General features: G+C 68.9%; 15 protein-coding genes. 9 read left to right on the top strand and 6 right to left on the bottom strand.

All coding sequences use genetic code 11. The features are described 5' to 3' along the window. Positions 1-171: 171 nt before the first annotated feature. Positions 172-1,143 carry an ABC transporter substrate-binding protein gene (locus tag CLU95_RS26280; protein WP_099796304.1) on the top strand — a complete coding sequence of 324 codons (972 nt, stop codon included), beginning with the start codon at positions 172-174 and terminating at the stop codon, positions 1,141-1,143. Positions 1,144-1,161: 18 nt separating this feature from the next. Here CLU95_RS26280 and CLU95_RS26275 read toward each other — a convergent pair whose 3' ends face one another. The 5 genes from CLU95_RS26275 to CLU95_RS26255 form a co-directional block, all read right to left on the bottom strand. Continuing rightward, on the bottom strand, positions 1,162-1,359 hold the full coding sequence (locus CLU95_RS26275; RefSeq protein WP_225617000.1) for a hypothetical protein: 198 nt from the start codon (positions 1,357-1,359) through the stop codon (positions 1,162-1,164). Then, positions 1,359-3,755, bottom strand: coding sequence for a DNA topoisomerase IV subunit A (parC, locus tag CLU95_RS26270; protein ID WP_099796303.1), 2,397 nt, complete (start codon positions 3,753-3,755; stop codon positions 1,359-1,361). Before parC ends, CLU95_RS26275 begins: the two co-directional genes overlap by 1 nt. Positions 3,756-3,845: 90 nt before the next feature. Continuing rightward, entirely contained in the window at positions 3,846-4,787 is a 942-nt protein-coding gene (locus CLU95_RS26265) for a lytic transglycosylase domain-containing protein (RefSeq protein WP_099796302.1), read from the bottom strand. 32 nt (positions 4,788-4,819) lie between these two features. Then, positions 4,820-6,808: a DNA topoisomerase IV subunit B gene (locus CLU95_RS26260; RefSeq protein ID WP_099796301.1), complete on the bottom strand. Its 1,989-nt coding sequence runs from the start codon at positions 6,806-6,808 to the stop codon at positions 4,820-4,822. Positions 6,809-6,882: 74 nt separating this feature from the next. Then, positions 6,883-7,794, bottom strand: a complete 912-nt coding sequence (locus CLU95_RS26255) for a LysR family transcriptional regulator (protein ID WP_099796300.1) — start codon at positions 7,792-7,794, stop codon at positions 6,883-6,885. Between the two features lie 90 nt (positions 7,795-7,884). Here CLU95_RS26255 and CLU95_RS26250 point away from each other — a divergent pair, with 90 nt between their 5' ends. The 8 genes from CLU95_RS26250 to CLU95_RS26220 all read left to right on the top strand — a co-directional run bounded on the left by CLU95_RS26250 (position 7,885) and on the right by CLU95_RS26220 (position 15,385). Then, positions 7,885-9,087, top strand: coding sequence for a serine hydrolase domain-containing protein (locus CLU95_RS26250; protein WP_099796299.1), 1,203 nt, complete (start codon positions 7,885-7,887; stop codon positions 9,085-9,087). Continuing rightward, positions 9,080-10,276 carry an MFS transporter gene (locus tag CLU95_RS26245; RefSeq protein WP_099796298.1) on the top strand — a complete coding sequence of 399 codons (1,197 nt, stop codon included), beginning with the start codon at positions 9,080-9,082 and terminating at the stop codon, positions 10,274-10,276. The genes CLU95_RS26250 and CLU95_RS26245 overlap by 8 nt, the downstream gene beginning before the upstream one ends. A 143-nt stretch (positions 10,277-10,419) precedes the next feature. After that, on the top strand, positions 10,420-11,649 hold the full coding sequence (locus CLU95_RS26240) for an MFS transporter (protein WP_099796297.1): 1,230 nt from the start codon (positions 10,420-10,422) through the stop codon (positions 11,647-11,649). 24 nt (positions 11,650-11,673) lie between these two features. After that, positions 11,674-11,817, top strand: a complete 144-nt coding sequence (locus CLU95_RS30955) for a hypothetical protein (RefSeq protein WP_180288673.1) — start codon at positions 11,674-11,676, stop codon at positions 11,815-11,817. A 10-nt stretch (positions 11,818-11,827) separates the two neighbouring features. Continuing rightward, complete coding sequence (locus CLU95_RS26235; RefSeq protein WP_099796296.1) at positions 11,828-12,400, top strand: class I SAM-dependent methyltransferase; 573 nt, start codon at positions 11,828-11,830, stop codon at positions 12,398-12,400. 71 nt (positions 12,401-12,471) lie between these two features. After that, the gene (dapA, locus tag CLU95_RS26230) at positions 12,472-13,368 is read left to right on the top strand and encodes a 4-hydroxy-tetrahydrodipicolinate synthase (RefSeq protein ID WP_373670073.1); all 897 of its coding nucleotides are present in this window, start codon (positions 12,472-12,474) and stop codon (positions 13,366-13,368) included. A 149-nt stretch (positions 13,369-13,517) separates the two neighbouring features. After that, positions 13,518-14,600: an outer membrane protein assembly factor BamC gene (gene bamC / locus CLU95_RS26225; RefSeq protein WP_099796294.1), complete on the top strand. Its 1,083-nt coding sequence runs from the start codon at positions 13,518-13,520 to the stop codon at positions 14,598-14,600. A 5-nt stretch (positions 14,601-14,605) separates the two neighbouring features. Next, positions 14,606-15,385 carry an MBL fold metallo-hydrolase gene (locus CLU95_RS26220; protein ID WP_099796293.1) on the top strand — a complete coding sequence of 260 codons (780 nt, stop codon included), beginning with the start codon at positions 14,606-14,608 and terminating at the stop codon, positions 15,383-15,385. 81 nt (positions 15,386-15,466) lie between these two features. Here CLU95_RS26220 and CLU95_RS26215 read toward each other — a convergent pair whose 3' ends face one another. After that, a complete protein-coding gene (locus CLU95_RS26215) occupies positions 15,467-15,715 on the bottom strand; it encodes a hypothetical protein (protein WP_099796292.1) in 249 nt (82 codons plus the stop codon). Positions 15,716-15,718 lie beyond the last annotated feature (3 nt).

The raw sequence follows: 15,718 nt of genomic DNA, 5'->3' as shown, positions 1-15,718 counted from the left end.
TGGACATTGGTTCGAGCACTTTCGAAGGGTGCGCGCGCACCACGGCGCATGCCGCTCCGCGCCGATGACCACCGATGCCGGTAGCACCCGCGCACAGTGCCTGCGCGAGGGGTGTCAGGACGCATCGAACCTGTCATCATCGAATCCCGCTCACTGCTTCCGCTCTCGACGATGCCCCTTGCATCCCTGCTCACGAAACGACGCCCGCGCATCTGGCTGCTGGCAGTCGTTCTCGGCATGGGCCTCGCCGGCAGCGCACTCGCGACCCACGGCGACCCTGGCAAAGGCCCGCGTGTCGGCGTGCTTGTCAGCGATCTGCGCAACCCCTTCTTTGCCCACATCGCCCGCGCAGTGGAAACGACGCTGGCCGACGGAAGGCAGCGCGCCGCGCACATCACCGTCGTGTCGAGCGGGTTCGATCCGCAGCGGCAGGACGAGCAGCTCAAGGAAATGATCCGCCAGCGCGTGCAGCTCGTGATCGTGACGCCGGTCGATTCGACCAGCCTCAACGCCCGCGTCGCTGAGGCGCGCGCGGCCGGCATCAAGGTCGTGGCGGTCGATGCGCTCGTGCAAGGCGCCGATGCGGCCGTGGTGACCGACAGCCGCGCGGCGGGCAAGCTGGCCTGTGAACATCTGGTGCGCACGCTCGGCGGCAAGGGCGAAGTGGCGATCATCGACGGCCCCCCGAACACTGCGGCTGTCGGCCGTGTGAGCGGCTGCCGCGAAGCACTGGGCGCCGCGCCCGGCGTGCGTGTCGTGCCGATGGCATTGAACGGCGGTGCCACCAAGGACGGCGGCGTCGAGCAGATGACCCGGCTGCTCGCACAGCACCCGAAGCTGTCGGGCGTGTTCGCCATCAACGACCTGTGCGGCATCGGCGCGGAAATGGCGGCCCAGGTCGCGGGGCGCCGCGACATCGTCATCACGGCGATGGATGGCTCGCCGGAGGTGGTGCAACGCCTGCGCGACCCGTCCACACTGATCGCCGGCAGCGCGACGCAGTCGCCCGCGTTGATGGGCCAACGGGCGGCCGAGATCGGGTTGAAGCTGCTGGCAGGCCAGGCGCCGCCGCAGCAGCGCGTGCTGCTGTTGCCGTCGAAGCTCGTGACGCGCGAGAACGTCGGCGGCTACGAGGGCTGGTGAGCCCTCCCGCCGACCGACTTACTTGCCTTCCTGCTCGCGCCGCTCGCGCGCGCGGCGCACCTGACGCGTCTCGTTGGCCTGCGCGATGGCGCGGTCTTTCGCGCGCCGCTTGCCCTGCCGCTTCTCGCGCATGCGGCGCCCCAGGATGTAGCTGCCGAAGCCCGTGACCACGGCGAGGATCACGCCGAGGATGCTGATGTCGATGCCGCCCAGCATCAGAGCACCCGCAGCACGCTTGCCGGCGTGAACCCGAGGTCGGCCACCTTGCCCTTGCGCCCGCGCGTGCCCATCGCGTTGTTGAGCGATCGGATCTCGAGCGTTTCTTCGCGCTCCTTGCCGCCGCGGGCGACGCCTTCGATGCGCACGCTGCGCGTGTAGGCCACCGCGCCGGCCAGCGTGTCCTTGGGCTCCAGGTCGATCAGCGTCAGGCCGCGACCACCCTTGGGCAGGCTCTTGAGTTCGGCGATGTCGAAGGTCAGGATGCGCTTGCCGCTCGAGGCGCAGGCCACGTGCGTGGCGGCCGGCATCGGCTCGGCCCCGCTCGCGCCACCCACCAGCGACGGACGGCACAGCTGCTCGCCCTCGCCCACGTCGATGAAGGCCTTGCCGCCGCGCTGGCGCGACATCATGTTCTCGACGGTGGCCATGAAGCCGTAGCCGCCCGTGTTGGCGAGCAGCACGCAGGCGCCCACCGGGCCCGCGAAGAAATGCGTGACGTGCGTGCCGGCATCGAGCTCGATGAGCGTGGTGACGGGCTGGCCGTCGCCGCGCGCGCCGGGCAGCGAGGCCACGGGCACGGTGTAGACGCGCACGCTCTTGTCCTTCGCGCTGCCGAAGACCAGCAGCGTGTCGACGCTGCGGCATTCGAAGGCGCCGTAGAGCGTGTCGCCCGACTTGAAGCTGTACTCGGGCGCAGTGCCTCCGTTGCCGGCCGCCTTCTCGCTGGCCCAGCCCTTCTGCGCGCGCACCCAGCCCTTCTGCGACACGATCACGGTGACGGGCTCGTCGACCACCTTCACCTCGGCCACGGCGCGCTTCTCGGCCTGGATGAGCGTGCGGCGCGGGTCTTCGAAGGTCTTGGCGTCGGCCTCGATTTCCTTCACCAGCAGGCGGCGCAGCGTGGCCGGGCTGGAGAGGATGTCTTCGAGTTTTTTCTGTTCCAAGCGCAACTCATCGAGTTGCTGCTGGATCTTGATGGCCTCCAGCCGCGCAAGCTGGCGCAGCCGGATTTCAAGAATGTCTTCTGCCTGGATGTCGCTGAGGTTGAAGCGCGCAATGAGCGCAGCCTTGGGGTCTTCGGCCGCGCGGATGATGGCGATGACCTCGTCGATGTTCAGCAGCACCAGCTGCCGACCCTCGAGGATGTGGATGCGATCCATGACCTTGTTCAGGCGGAACCGCGAACGCTTCTCGACGGTGATCTCGCGGAACGCGATCCACTCGTTGAGCATCTGGCGCAGCGACTTCTGCGTCGGCTTGCCGTCGATGCCGACCATCGTGAGGTTGATCGACGACGACGTCTCGAGCGAGGTCTGCGCGAGCAGCGTGGTCGCGAACTCGTCCTGGCTGATGCGCGAGGTCTTGGGCTCGAACACCAGGCGCACGGCGGCGTCCTTGCTCGACTCGTCGCGCACCACGTCGAGCATCGACAGCATCGCGGCCTTCAGTTGCGTCTGGTCGGCACTCAGTGCCTTCTTGCCGGCCTTGACCTTCGGGTTGGTGATTTCCTCGATCTCTTCGAGTACCTTCTGCGTGCTGACGCCCGGCGGCAGTTCGTTGACCACGAGCTGCCACTGGCCGCGCGCGAGGTCTTCGATCGTCCAGCGCGCGCGCACCTTGAGCGAGCCGCGGCCGGTGCGGTAGGCGTCGGCGATGTCGCTGGCGCCACTGATGATCTGCGCGCCGCCCGGGTAGTCGGGGCCGGGCACGATCGCCAGCAGTTCTTCTTCGCTGAGCTTGCCGTTCGACTTGATCAGCGCCACGCAGGCATCGGCAATTTCGCGCAGGTTGTGGCTCGGGATTTCGGTGGCCAGGCCCACGGCGATGCCGCTGGCGCCATTGAGCAGCGTGAACGGCAGCCGCGCGGGCAGCAGGCGCGGCTCTTCGGTGCTGCCGTCGTAGTTGGGAATGAAGTCGACCGTGCCTTCGTCGATCTCGTCGAGCAGCAGGCTGGTGATGCGCGCCAGGCGCGCTTCGGTGTAGCGCATGGCCGCGGCGCCGTCGCCGTCGCGGCTGCCGAAGTTGCCCTGGCCGTCGACCAGCGGATAGCGCTGCGAAAAGTCTTGCGCCATGCGCACCAGCGCGTCGTACGCGGCCTGGTCGCTGTGCGGGTGGAAGCGGCCAAGCACGTCGCCGACGACGCGCGCGCTCTTCACGGGCTTGGCGCCCACGGTGCCGTTGGTGCCGCCGAAGCCCAGGCCCATGCGCGACATCGAGTACAGGATGCGCCGCTGCACCGGCTTCTGGCCGTCGGACACATCGGGCAGCGCGCGGCCCTTGACCACGCTCAGGGCGTATTCAAGGTAGGCGGTCTGCGCGTAGTCGGCCAGCGTGAGGGTGGTGTCGCCGTCGGTGGGGCCTGCAAGGTCGAGCGGAGGTTGAGAGTCGTCCATGAAGAAGAGAGAAAGAAAACAGTTGCGTGGGGCTGCGTGCGTGGTGCGCTCAGCCCGAAGTGAAAGAGGGGTGCATCGCGGTCTTCGGCGTCAGGACAACGGAGACGGCGGCGAAGCGTCGCCCGGCTCGGCTGCGCCGGTCGGCACGTCGGACAGCTCGGGAACCTCGGGCATCGTCGGCACGTTGCGCGGCGACTCGGACGGCATATTGCCGCGGCCGATCGCGCCGCCCTTGGGCACCGACATCTCCATGCGGATGCGCCCCGGCGTCTTGCCGCCACCGCTGCTGCCCGTGCCGCTGCGCAGGTTGCCGCCCACCGTCACGGCCGAGGGCTTCAGGTACGCATACAGCTGCAGCACGGTCTGCACGTAGTTCTGCGTTTCCTTGTAGTTCGGGATCTTGTTGCCCGCCCGCTGCACCGCGCCCTCGCCCGCGTTGTAGGCGGCCAGTGCGAGCTCGATCTGCCCCGGGAACATGGCGATCAGGTCGCGCAGGTAGCGCGAGCCGGCGGCGATGTTGATGTGCGGGTCGAACAGCTTTTTCTCGATGGTGCCGCGCTTGTCCGTCGCCACGCCGTAGCGCTGCGCAGTGGCGGGCATGAGCTGCATGAGCCCCATCGCGCCCTTGGGCGAGACGGCCCTGGCGTCGAAGCCCGATTCGGTGGCGACCAGCGCCTGCAGCAGCTCGTAGTCGATGGCGTGCTTGCTCGACGCATCGCGCAGCGCCGACTTGGCGGTCTTGTAGCCGGGCGAGGCCTCGAACATGGCCAGCAGGTTCTGCGACGCCGACGACACCTTGCCGTCGAGCCGGCGGTTTATGCCGCCGCCACGGCCCAGCGGCGAAATGCCCTTGGCGGTGTCGAAGCTCTGGCCGCCCTGGAAGAAGATCTTGTAACGCTCGTCGACCTTCTCGGCCGCGAAGTGGGCCACGCCGTTGCTGTCGATGTAGCCGTAAATGTCGGCGGCGTGCGCGAGCCCCTGCTGCATGCACAGCAAAAAGACCAACCACAGCGAACGCTTGAAAACCGACATGCGTGTGAGAAGAAGGAAAGAAAAGGGAAAACTCAGACGTCGATGTCGACGTCGTCTGCGCGCAATTCCATGAGCTCGCGCCGCGCCGCCGCTTCGCCCTTGCCCATCAGCTTGGTGATCTCGCCCTGGGTGGACGAAAAGTCGAACCGGCCCAATTGGACCTTCATCAGGCGACGCGTGTCCGGATTGAGCGTGGTTTCCCACAATTGTTCCGCGTTCATTTCACCCAGGCCCTTGAAGCGGCTGATGCTCCAGGCGCCTTCGCGCACGCCATCCTTGCGCAATTTGTCGAGCGTGGCGGTGAGTTCGCCTTCGTCCAGCGCGTAGACCTTGGAGGCCGGCTTCTTGCCACGCGCGGGCGCATCGACCCGGAACAATGGCGGCTTTGCGACATACACGTGGCCGGCTTCGATGAGCTTGGGAAAGTGCCGGAAGAACAGCGTGAGCAGCAGCACCTGGATGTGCGAGCCGTCCACATCGGCGTCCGACAGGATGCAGATCTTGCCGTAGCGCAGGCCGCTCATGTCGGGCGTGTCAGTGGGGCCGTGCGGATCGACGCCCACGGCCACCGAGATGTCGTGGATTTCGGTGTTGGCGAACAGGCGGTCGCGCTCCACTTCCCAGGTGTTGAGCACCTTGCCGCGCAGCGGCAGGATGGCCTGGCTTTCCTTGTCGCGGCCCATCTTGGCGCTGCCGCCGGCGGAGTCGCCCTCGACCAGGAACACTTCGTTGTGGCTGATGTCCTTGCTCTCGCAGTCGGTCAGCTTGCCGGGCAACACGGCCACGCCGGAGCCCTTGCGCTTCTCGACCTTCTGGCCGGCGCGCTGGCGCGTCTGCGCGGCCTTGATGGCCAGCTCGGCCAGCTTCTTGCCGTAGTCGACGTGCTGGTTGAGCCACAGCTCGAGCGTGGGGCGCACGAAGCTGGACACCAGGCGCACGGCGTCGCGCGAATTCAGGCGTTCCTTGATCTGGCCCTGGAACTGCGGGTCGAGCACCTTCGCGCTGAGCACGTACGAGGCGCGCGCAAACACGTCTTCGGGCAGGAGCTTCACGCCCTTGGGCAGCAGCGAGTGCAGCTCGATGAAGCTCTTCACCGCGGTGAAGAGGCCGTCGCGCAGACCGCTTTCGTGCGTGCCACCGGCGCTGGTGGGAATCAGGTTGACGTAGCTCTCGCGCACCGGCTGGCCGTCTTCGGTGAAGGCCACGCACCAGTCGGCGCCTTCGCCTTCGGCGAAGTTGTCGGCGTTCTTGTCGGCATGGCCGCTGCCTTCGAACAGCGGAATGACCGGGTCGCCGTTGAGCGTCTGCATGAGGTAGTCGCTCAGGCCGCCCTTGTAGAGCCACTGCTGGCTTTCCCCGGTCTTCTCATTCACCAGCGTGACGCTCACGCCGGGCATCAGCACGGCCTTGCTGCGCAGCAGGTGCGTGAGTTCGCCCATGGGCAGCGCGGCGGTTTCGAAGTACTTGGCGTCGGGCCAGGCGCGCACGGTGGTGCCCTGCTTGCGCTCGCCCGCTTCGAGCTTGCGGATTTCGAGCGCCTCGATCACGTCGCCGGCGCTGAAGGCCAGCTTGGCGATCGAGCCTTCACGGTGCGAGGTCACTTCGAGGCGCTTGGACAGCGCATTGGTCACCGACACACCCACGCCGTGCAGGCCGCCAGAGAAGCTGTAGGCGCCGCCCGAGCCCTTGTCGAACTTGCCGCCGGCGTGCAGCCGGGTGAACACCAGCTCGACCACGGGCGCCTGTTCTTCAGGGTGCATGCCGAACGGAATGCCGCGGCCGTCGTCCTCGATGCTGACCGAGCCGTCGGTGTGCAGCGTGACCTTGATCTTCTTGCCGTAGCCCGCCAGCGCTTCGTCGGCGGCGTTGTCCAGCACTTCCTGAATGATGTGCAGGGGGTTGTCGGTCCGGGTGTACATGCCCGGGCGCTGCTTCACGGGCTCGAGGCCCTTGAGCACGCGGATGGAGCCTTCCGAATAGCCGGAAGCGGAGTCTGAAGATGTCTTGGGGGAAGTCGCCATGGGGGCGGATTGTAGTCAGTTGGGTTGAAATGACTGGATACCCATACAGGCACCGGCTTCGGTCTTTTCGCACATCAGGCGCTGATTTCTACGGGCGGGCCGAACATCCGCGCGCCCAGGAAGTCGATGAACGCCCGCAGCTTGGGCGACGGATGGCGCCCCGACGGCCACAGCACGCGGAACGCGATGGTACGGGGCCGCAGCAGATGGTCGGTCAGCACCGTCTGCAGCGTGCCCTCGGCCAAGGCAGCGCGCACGCTGAAGTCGGGCAGGCAGGCAATACCGCGCCCGCGCAGCGCAAAGCACAGGCGGGTCTCGATGTTGTTGCAGATCATCGAGACCGGCGGGCGCACCTCGCCGCCGTCGGGCCCGGGCGCCAGCGGCCAGACCTCCACCTTGCCCGTCGCCGGGTAGCGGTAGTGCAGGCAGGCGTGCCGGGCCAGGTCGTCCGGCGAGGCGGGCGTGCCGTGGCGCGCCAGGTAGCCGGGCGAGGCCACGAGCAGCTGCGAGAACTCGCCGAGCTGGCGCGACGACAGCCGTGAATCCGCGGGCTCGCCGGTGCGCACCACGGCGTCGAAGCCTTCCTCGATGACGTCGACGAGCCGGTCGCTGAAGTCGAGGTCGAGCTCGATCGCTGGGTAGGCGGCCATGAAGTCGGCCAGCACCGGCAGCACCAGCGAGCTGACCAGCGGCAGGCTCACGCGCAGCCGCCCGCGCGGCGCCTCGGCGGCGTGCGACAGCTCCTGCTCGGCGGCCTCGATCTCGGCCAGCACGCGGCGGCTGCGCGCCAGGAACAGCGCGCCCTCGGCGGTGAGCGTGATGCTGCGCGTGCTGCGGTGGAACAGGCGCACGCCCAGCCGCTCCTCGAGCCGTGCCACGCGCTTGCCCACGGCCGAGGCCGACACGCCGAGCGCGCGCCCGGCCGCCACGAAGCTGCGGGTCTCGGCGACCTGAACGAAGACGGCGAAGCCGCTGAGGCTGTCCATGGGGAATCTCCATTACGGACTTCGATGTCCGCATTGATCGGAACTGTAGCCGTCTTTATCCGAAGTCGGCTTCTTTCTATCGTGGGCCGCATGACCTTTCTCCTCGACATTTCCCCCACTTTTGCCCCGGCCTGGCCGGGCCCGGACCCATCGCGCATCGACGCCGCCATCGACCGCGCGCTTGCCGAACAGCGTCTGGTCGGCGCCGTGGTGCTGGTGCGCCACGGCGGGCGCCTCGTCCATCGGCGCGCCGCCGGACTGGCCGACCGCGAGGCCGGCCGGCCGATGCATGAGGACGCGCTGTTCCGGCTGGCCTCGGTGTCCAAGCCGATCGTCTCGACCGCCGCGATGGTGCTCGTGGACCAGGGCCGCCTGAGCCTGGACGATCCGGTGACGCGCTGGCTGCCGGACTTCCGCCCTCGCCTGCCTGAGGATGCTGGTGGCGGCGAAGCCGTCATCACGCCGCGGCAGCTGCTGACCCACACGGCCGGGCTGGGCTACCGCTTCTTCGAAAGCTCGGAGGACGGCCCGTACGCGCGCGCCGGCGTGTCGGACGGCATGGACCGCGACGAGGGCCTCACGCTGGCCGGCAACCTGCAGCGCCTGGCCGGCGTGCCGTTGCTGTACCCGCCCGGCACGGGCTGGCTCTATTCGCTGGCCATCGACGTGATTGGCGCGGTGGTCGAGGCGGCCAGCGGCCTGCCGCTGCCCGAGGCGGTGCGCACGCTGGTGACCGCGCCGCTGCAGATGCACGACACGGGCTTCGCTGCCGCACCCGGCGACCTGCGGCTCGCCACGCCCTACGTGAACGGCCCTGGCGCCACGCCGTCGCGACGCATGGACGGCCCCGTCGTGGCCACGCCGTTCGAGGGCGCTGTCGGCATCCGTTTCGATCCGGCGCGCGCCTTCGACGCCAGCGCCTGGCCCTCGGGCGGCGCCGGCATGGTCGGCAGCGCGGGCGACTTTTTGCGCCTGCTCGAAACACTGCGCACCGGCGGCGCCCCGCTGCTGCACGCCACCACCGTCGACGCGATGGGCCGCAACCACACGGGTGACTGGGGGCCGGCGGATGCGCCGGGCTGGGGCTTCGGCCTGGGCTTCTCGGTGCTGCACGACCCGCAGCCCACGCAGACGCCCGAATCGCCCGGCACCTGGCGCTGGGGCGGTGCCTACGGCCACGCCTGGTTCGTGGACCGGGCGCGCGGGCTGAGCGTGGTGGCCTTCACGAACACGCTCTATGAAGGCATGTCGGGCCGCTTCGTCACCGAACTGCGGGACGCCGTCTATGCGTGACACGACCTCTTCCTCCCGGCTGCCCCTCTCGGGCCTGCTGGCGCTGGCGGCTGGCGGCTTCATCACCATCCTCACCGAGGCGATGCCCGCCGGCCTGCTGCCGCAGATCGGCGCCGACCTGGGCGTTGCGCCCGCGCTGGTCGGCCAGCTCGTCACCGTGTACGCGCTGGGCTCGCTGGTGGCGGCCATTCCGCTGGTGGCCTTCACGCGCGGCTGGCGGCGACGGCCGCTGCTGATGGGCGCGATCGGCGGCTTCGCGGTGGTCAACACAGTGACGGCGCTGTCGCACGACTACACGCTGACGCTGGTCGCGCGCTTCTTCGCCGGCGTGTTCGCGGGGCTGCTGTGGGCGCTGCTGGCCGGGCACGCGGCGCGCATGGTGGCGCCGTCGCAGCAGGGCCGCGCCATTGCCGTGGCGATGCTGGGCGCGCCGCTGGCGCTGTCGCTGGGCATTCCGGCGGGCACGCTGCTGGGGGCGAGCGTTGGCTGGCGGCCGGCCTTTTTGATCATGTCGGCGCTGTCGGTGCTGCTGCTCGGCTGGGTGCGCTGGCAGGTGCCCGACTTCCCGGGCCAAGCCGCCGGACGCCAGCAAAGCGTGCGCCGCGTGTTCCTGCTGCCGGGCGTGCGGCCGGTGCTGGCCGTGATGTTCGCCTTCGTGCTCGCGCACAACATCCTCTACACCTACATCGCGCCCTTCCTGGCCCACGCAGGGCTCGGCGCGCAGGTCGGACGGGTGCTGCTGGTCTTCGGCGCGGCCTCGCTGGGCGGCATCTGGCTCACGGGCGTGCTGATCGACCGCTGGCTGCGCGTGCTGGTGCTGGCCGGCACGGCGGCCTTCGCGCTGGCGGCGCTGATGCTCGCCGCAGCGGGCGGATCGGCGGCGGGCGTGTACCTCGCGGTCGCGGCCTGGGGCCTGGCCTTCGGCGGCGCGGCAACGCTGTTCCAGACCGCCTCGGCCCAGGCGGCCGGCGATGCGGCGGACGTGGCGCAGTCGATGGTGGTGACGACCTGGAACCTCGCCATCGCGGGCGGCGGGCTGGCGGGCGGCCTGCTGCTGCAGGGCGGCGGCGCGGGCAGCCTGCCCTGGTCACTGCTTGCATTGCTGGTGCCGGGGCTGGTGCTCGCATGGCGGGCCTGCGAGCACGGGTTCCCGGGTGCGCGCGGCGCGGCAGCGGCGCCTGCGCGCTGACCACCACCTGAAACCGGAAGGCAGGCCGCGCGCCTGCCTTCTTTGTTTGATGCGGTACACGCATCGAAACCGCGCCCACAAATCATCAATGGCTTTGGCCGCCACGCCACCTGCCGCAGCAGGCATTTCGCTACATTCGTAGGATGCAAGCCGCCTCCCCCGCCCCCACCCTTTCGATCAAGCAGGTGCTGTTCTGCGGCGCCATGATCGTCACGCTCTCGATGGGCATCCGCCACGGCTTCGGCCTCTGGCTGCAGCCCATCACGCAGGCGCAGGACTGGAGCCGGCAGACCTTCTCGTTCGCGCTCGCGGTGCAGAACCTGTCGTGGGGCATCTTCGGCGTGTTCGCCGGCATGCTGGCCGACCGCTTCGGCGCGTTCCGCGTGCTGATCGGCGGTGCGATCTTCTATGCGCTGGGCCTGTTCGGCATGGCGCATTCGCCGACGCCGCTGCTGTTCACGCTGAGCGCGGGCGTGCTGATCGGCGCGGCGCAGGCGGGCTCGACCTACGCCGTGATCTACGGCGTGATCGGTCGGCAGATCCCGGCCGAGCGGCGCTCGTGGGCGATGGGCGTGGCCGCGGCGGCCGGTTCGTTCGGGCAGTTCCTCATGGCGCCCATCGAGGGCCGACTGATCGGCGCCTTCGGCTGGCAGACCGCGCTGGCGATGCTGGCAGTGGTGGTGCTCGTGATCATCCCGCTGGCTTTCGGCCTGCGCGAACCCAAGACGGCGGCGCTGGCCGGCCACCGCGACCAGTCGGTGCTGCAGGCCGTGGGCGAGGCCTTCCGCTACCCGAGCTTCGGGCTGCTGATGGCGGGCTACTTCGTGTGCGGCTTCCAGCTGGCCTTCATCGGCATCCACATGCCGACCTACCTGCGCGACCAGAGCCTGTCGGCCGACGTGGCCGGCTACGCGCTGGCGCTCATCGGCCTGTTCAACGTGTTCGGCACCTACACGGTCGGCCTGCTGGGGCAGAAGCTGTCCAAGCCCAAGATCCTGGCGGCCATCTACCTGGCGCGGGCGGTGTCGATCGCCCTCTTCCTGCTGGTGCCGATCTCGCCGCTCAGCGTGTACGTCTTTTCGGCGGCGATGGGCTTCCTGTGGCTGTCGACCGTGCCGGCCACCAACGCCATCGTGGCGGGCATCTTCGGCGTGGCGCACCTGTCGATGCTCAGCGGCTTCGTGTTCCTGAGCCACCAGGTGGGCTCGTTCCTGGGCGTGTGGCTCGGCGGCTTCCTGTATGACACGACGGGCAGCTACAACATCGTCTGGTACATCTCGATCGCGCTGGGCGTGTTTGCCGCGCTGATCAACCTGCCGGTGAAGGAGAGCGCCATTGCGCGCGGGGTCCGGCCGGCCGCCGTGGCGGGCTGACCGCCTCTATCAAGGAAAACCGCCATGACACCCCGTGCGCGCAACCACTACCTGGCCCAGGCCGCCTGGCTCGCCGCCGTGCTGGCGGCGCTGGGCGGCGTGTTCGCGCTGTACGTGCATCCGGCGTTCCTGGTCACGCTGGTCGACCAGGTGTGGTCCTGTTTCTGAACAGGCAGCTATGAAAGATGTAGCAATTCCCGTGCATTCGAACACCACGCCCTCCGAATGGATCGTGCGCTGGTCGCACCTGCTCGCCCCGAACGCCACGGTGCTCGACGTGGCCTGCGGGTCGGGCCGGCACATGCAGTGGTTCGCCGGGCGCGGCCACGCGGCGACCGGTGTCGACCGCGCTCCCGAGGCCGTCGAAGCGGCCGGCGCCTTCGGGCGGGTGGTGGCGGCCGACATCGAATCGGGCCCCTGGCCCTTCGCGGCCCAGCGCTTCGGCGCGGTGGTCGTCACGAACTACCTCTGGCGCCCGCGCATGGCCGACATCGTGGCCGCCGTGGCGCCGGGCGGCGTGCTGCTGTACGAGACCTTCGCGGCCGGCAACGAAACCGTCGGCAAGCCCTCGCGGCCCGATTTCCTGCTGCAGCCGGGCGAACTGCTCGGGGCCTGCGCCAGCCTGCAGGTCGTCGCCTATGAAGACGGCTTCCTGCCGGAGCCGGCGCGCTTCGTCCAGCGCATCGCCGCTGTGCGGCCCGGCGAAGCAGCCGCGGGCGCCCCGCCGCGCCACTTCCTGAAGGCCAGCTGAGCTGGCCGACACAACTGTCTCCGGCCCGGCCGGAGTCAGTAGAATGGCCGCTTTCGTCCACCGACAAAGAGATTCCCTTGGAGCAACTGACAGGCAGCATCGTCGCGCTCGTCACGCCGATGCACGACGACGGCAGTGTCGACTACCCCGCCCTGCGGCGGCTCATCGACTGGCACATTGACGAAGGCACCGACTGCCTTGGCGTGGTCGGCACCACCGGCGAATCGCCGACGGTCGATGTGGAAGAGCACTGCGAAATCATCCGCGTATCCGTCGAGCAAGCCCGGGGCCGCGTGCCCGTGATGGCCGGCTGCGGCGCGAACTCGACCAAGGAAGCCATCGAGCTCGCCAAGTTCGCCAAAGGCGTTGGCGCCGACTCGCAACTCCAGGTCGTTCCCTACTACAACAAGCCCACGCAAGAAGGCCAGTACCAGCACTTCAAGGCCATCGCCGAAGCTGTCGGCGACCTGCCCGTCGTGCTGTACAACGTGCCCGGCCGCACCGTCGCCGATATGGCGCACGACACCGTGCTGCGCCTGGCGCAGGTGCCCGGCATCATCGGCATCAAGGAAGCCACCGGCAACATCGAACGTGCCCAGTGGCTCATTCGCGACCTGCCGAAGAACTTTGCCGTGTACTCCGGCGACGACCCGACCGCGGTGGCGCTCATGCTGTGCGGCGGCCAGGGCAACATCAGCGTCACGGCCAACGTGGCGCCGCGCAAGATGCACGAGCTGTGCGTGGCTGCGCTGGCCGGCGACGTGAAGCGCGCCATGCAGATCCAGTTCGAACTGATGCCGCTGCACCGCAACCTGTTCGTCGAACCCAACCCGATCCCGCTCAAGTGGGCCATGGCCCGCCTGGGTCTGTGCGGCGGCGCCCTGCGGCTGCCGCTCACGGAACTCGGCGAAGCAAGCCGCCCAGCGGTCGAGGGCGCCCTGCGCGCCACCGGCCTGCTCAAGGACTGACCGAGCTTCCCACCGATCACACCGGTTCCCGCCTGCCCTTCTCCCTGTTCGCAACAAGGTCAAGCAACCTTTTGCCGGAACAGTGCTCAGAGAGGGCGGGGCGCTGGGGCCCATCGATTGACCGAACCATTCCACCAAGGAAGACGACGTTGAAGAACATTTCGCGATTCGCACTGCTGGCCCTCGTTGCCAGCCTCGCCGCCTGCTCCGTCCTCGAGAGCGACAAGATCGACTACAAGAGCGCAGGCAAGGCCCCGACGCTCGAAGTCCCACCCGATCTCTCGCAGCTCTCGCGTGACAACCGCTACGCGGTGCCGGGCGGTGCCGTCACCGCCAACGCCTACCAGGCGGGCGTCGCGAACGCACCGGGCATTCCCACCGCCGTGGCCAACATCGGCGACGTGCGCATGGAGCGCTCGGGCACGCAGCGCTGGATCGTCATCAACCGCACGCCCGACCAGCTCTGGGAGCCTGTCAAAGACTTCTGGCAGGAAAGCGGCTTCCTGCTGACCACCGACCAGCGCAACCTGGGCATCATGGAAACCGACTGGGCCGAGAACCGCGCCAAGCTGCCGCAGGACATCATCCGCGGCACGCTGGGCAAGCTGGTCGACTCGGTCTACTCGACCGGCGAACTCGACCGCTTCCGCACCCGCCTGGAGCGCAACCCCAACGGCAGCACCGAGATCTTCATCAGCCACCGCGGCATGCAGGAGGTCTACAACAACTCCCGCCAGGACCAGACCGTGTGGCAGGCCCGCCCGAGCGATCCCGAACTCGAGACCGAATTCCTGCGCCGCCTGATGGTCAAGCTCGGCGTGACGCAAGAGCAGTCGAAGATCCTCGCTGCGACCACCGCAACGCCCAAGACCGCCACCGTGTCCACCATCGGCAACCAGCCGGTCGTGCAGATCAACGAAGGCTTCGACCGCGCATGGCGCCGTGTCGGCCTGGCCCTGGACCGCACCGGCTTCACCGTCGAAGACCGCGACCGCAGCGCCGGCATCTACTTCGTGCGCTATGTGACGCCGAACCCCGACAAGAAGGACGACGGCTTCTTCGGCAAGCTGTTCAGCAGCTCCAAGAAGGACGAAGCGCCGATCAAGTTCCGCATCTCGGTCAAGAGCCAGGGCGAAGCCACCACGGTCTCGGTCCTGAACGACGCCGGCGCGCCCGAAACCTCGGCCAACGCGCAGCGCATCGTCAAGGTCATCGCCGACGACCTGAAGTAAGCCCCATGCTCCGCTTCCGAAGCCTCGGCAGCGGCAGCACGGGCAACGCCGCGCTGGTCGAAGCGACGACCAGCGCCGGCCGCACCACCCGCCTCCTCGTCGACTGCGGCTTCGGCATTCGCCAGCTCGACCGGCGCCTGGCCCAGGCGGGCCTGGCCGCAGCGGACCTCGACGCCGTCTTCATCACCCACGAGCATGGCGACCACATCGGTTGCGCCCATGCCCTGTCGCTGCGCGACCGCATCCCGGTCTGGATGAGCAAAGGTACGTGGCTTGCCACCGGCGGCCGCGACTACGAAGGCCGCCTGCACCTGGCGCGCGACGACGCCGAGTTCACCGTCGGCGACCTCTGCCTGCAGCCCTTCACCGTGCCCCACGACGCGCGCGAGCCCCTGCAGCTGCGCTGCACCGACGGCAACCGCACGCTGGGCGTGCTGACCGACCTGGGCCACGCCACCAGCCATGTGCTGGCCCGGCTGCGCGGCGCGCACGCGCTGCTGCTGGAGTTCAACCACGACAGCGACCTGCTCGCCGGCTCGGCCTACCCGGCGTTCCTGAAGCAGCGCGTGGGCGGCAACTACGGCCACCTATCGAACACCGCGGCCGCCGAGATCGCGCGTGCCGTGCTTCACGACGGGCTGCGCCACGTGGTCGCGGCGCACCTGAGCGAACAGAACAACCGGCCCGAGATCGTGCGTCGCCTCATGGCCGATGCGCTGGGCGGCGACGAGGCCGAGATGCTCACGGCCACCGCCGCCGAGGGCTCGCCTTGGCTCGACGTTTGACAAGGCGGGGCAGCGCCCTCCCCCCCCATGAAAAAGCCGCCCGAAGGCGGCTTTTTGCATGGTGCGGACCGTGCAGCGGAATTACTGCTTCGGTGCCTCGCCCTTCTTGGCGGCTTCGGTCGCGGCGTTGGCTGCGTCCAGGGCCGACGAGGCGGCGGCCGACGGTGCCGATGCAGGCGCGGCGGCCGGCGATGCGGCGGGTGCGGGTTCGGTCACGGGAGCGGGCGGCGGGGTCACGACCGCAGGCGCGGCGTCCTCTTTCTTTCCGCAGGCCACCAGGGCGGCAGCGGCGATCAGCGAGGCAATCAGGACGGACGACGACTTCTTCATGAG

Origin of the sequence: Variovorax sp. 54, from assembly GCF_002754375.1 — a bacterium.
GTDB lineage: Bacteria > Pseudomonadota > Gammaproteobacteria > Burkholderiales > Burkholderiaceae_C > Variovorax.
The sequence above is the reverse complement of the archived record's forward strand: the minus strand, read 5'-3'. Positions and strand labels throughout refer to the sequence as shown.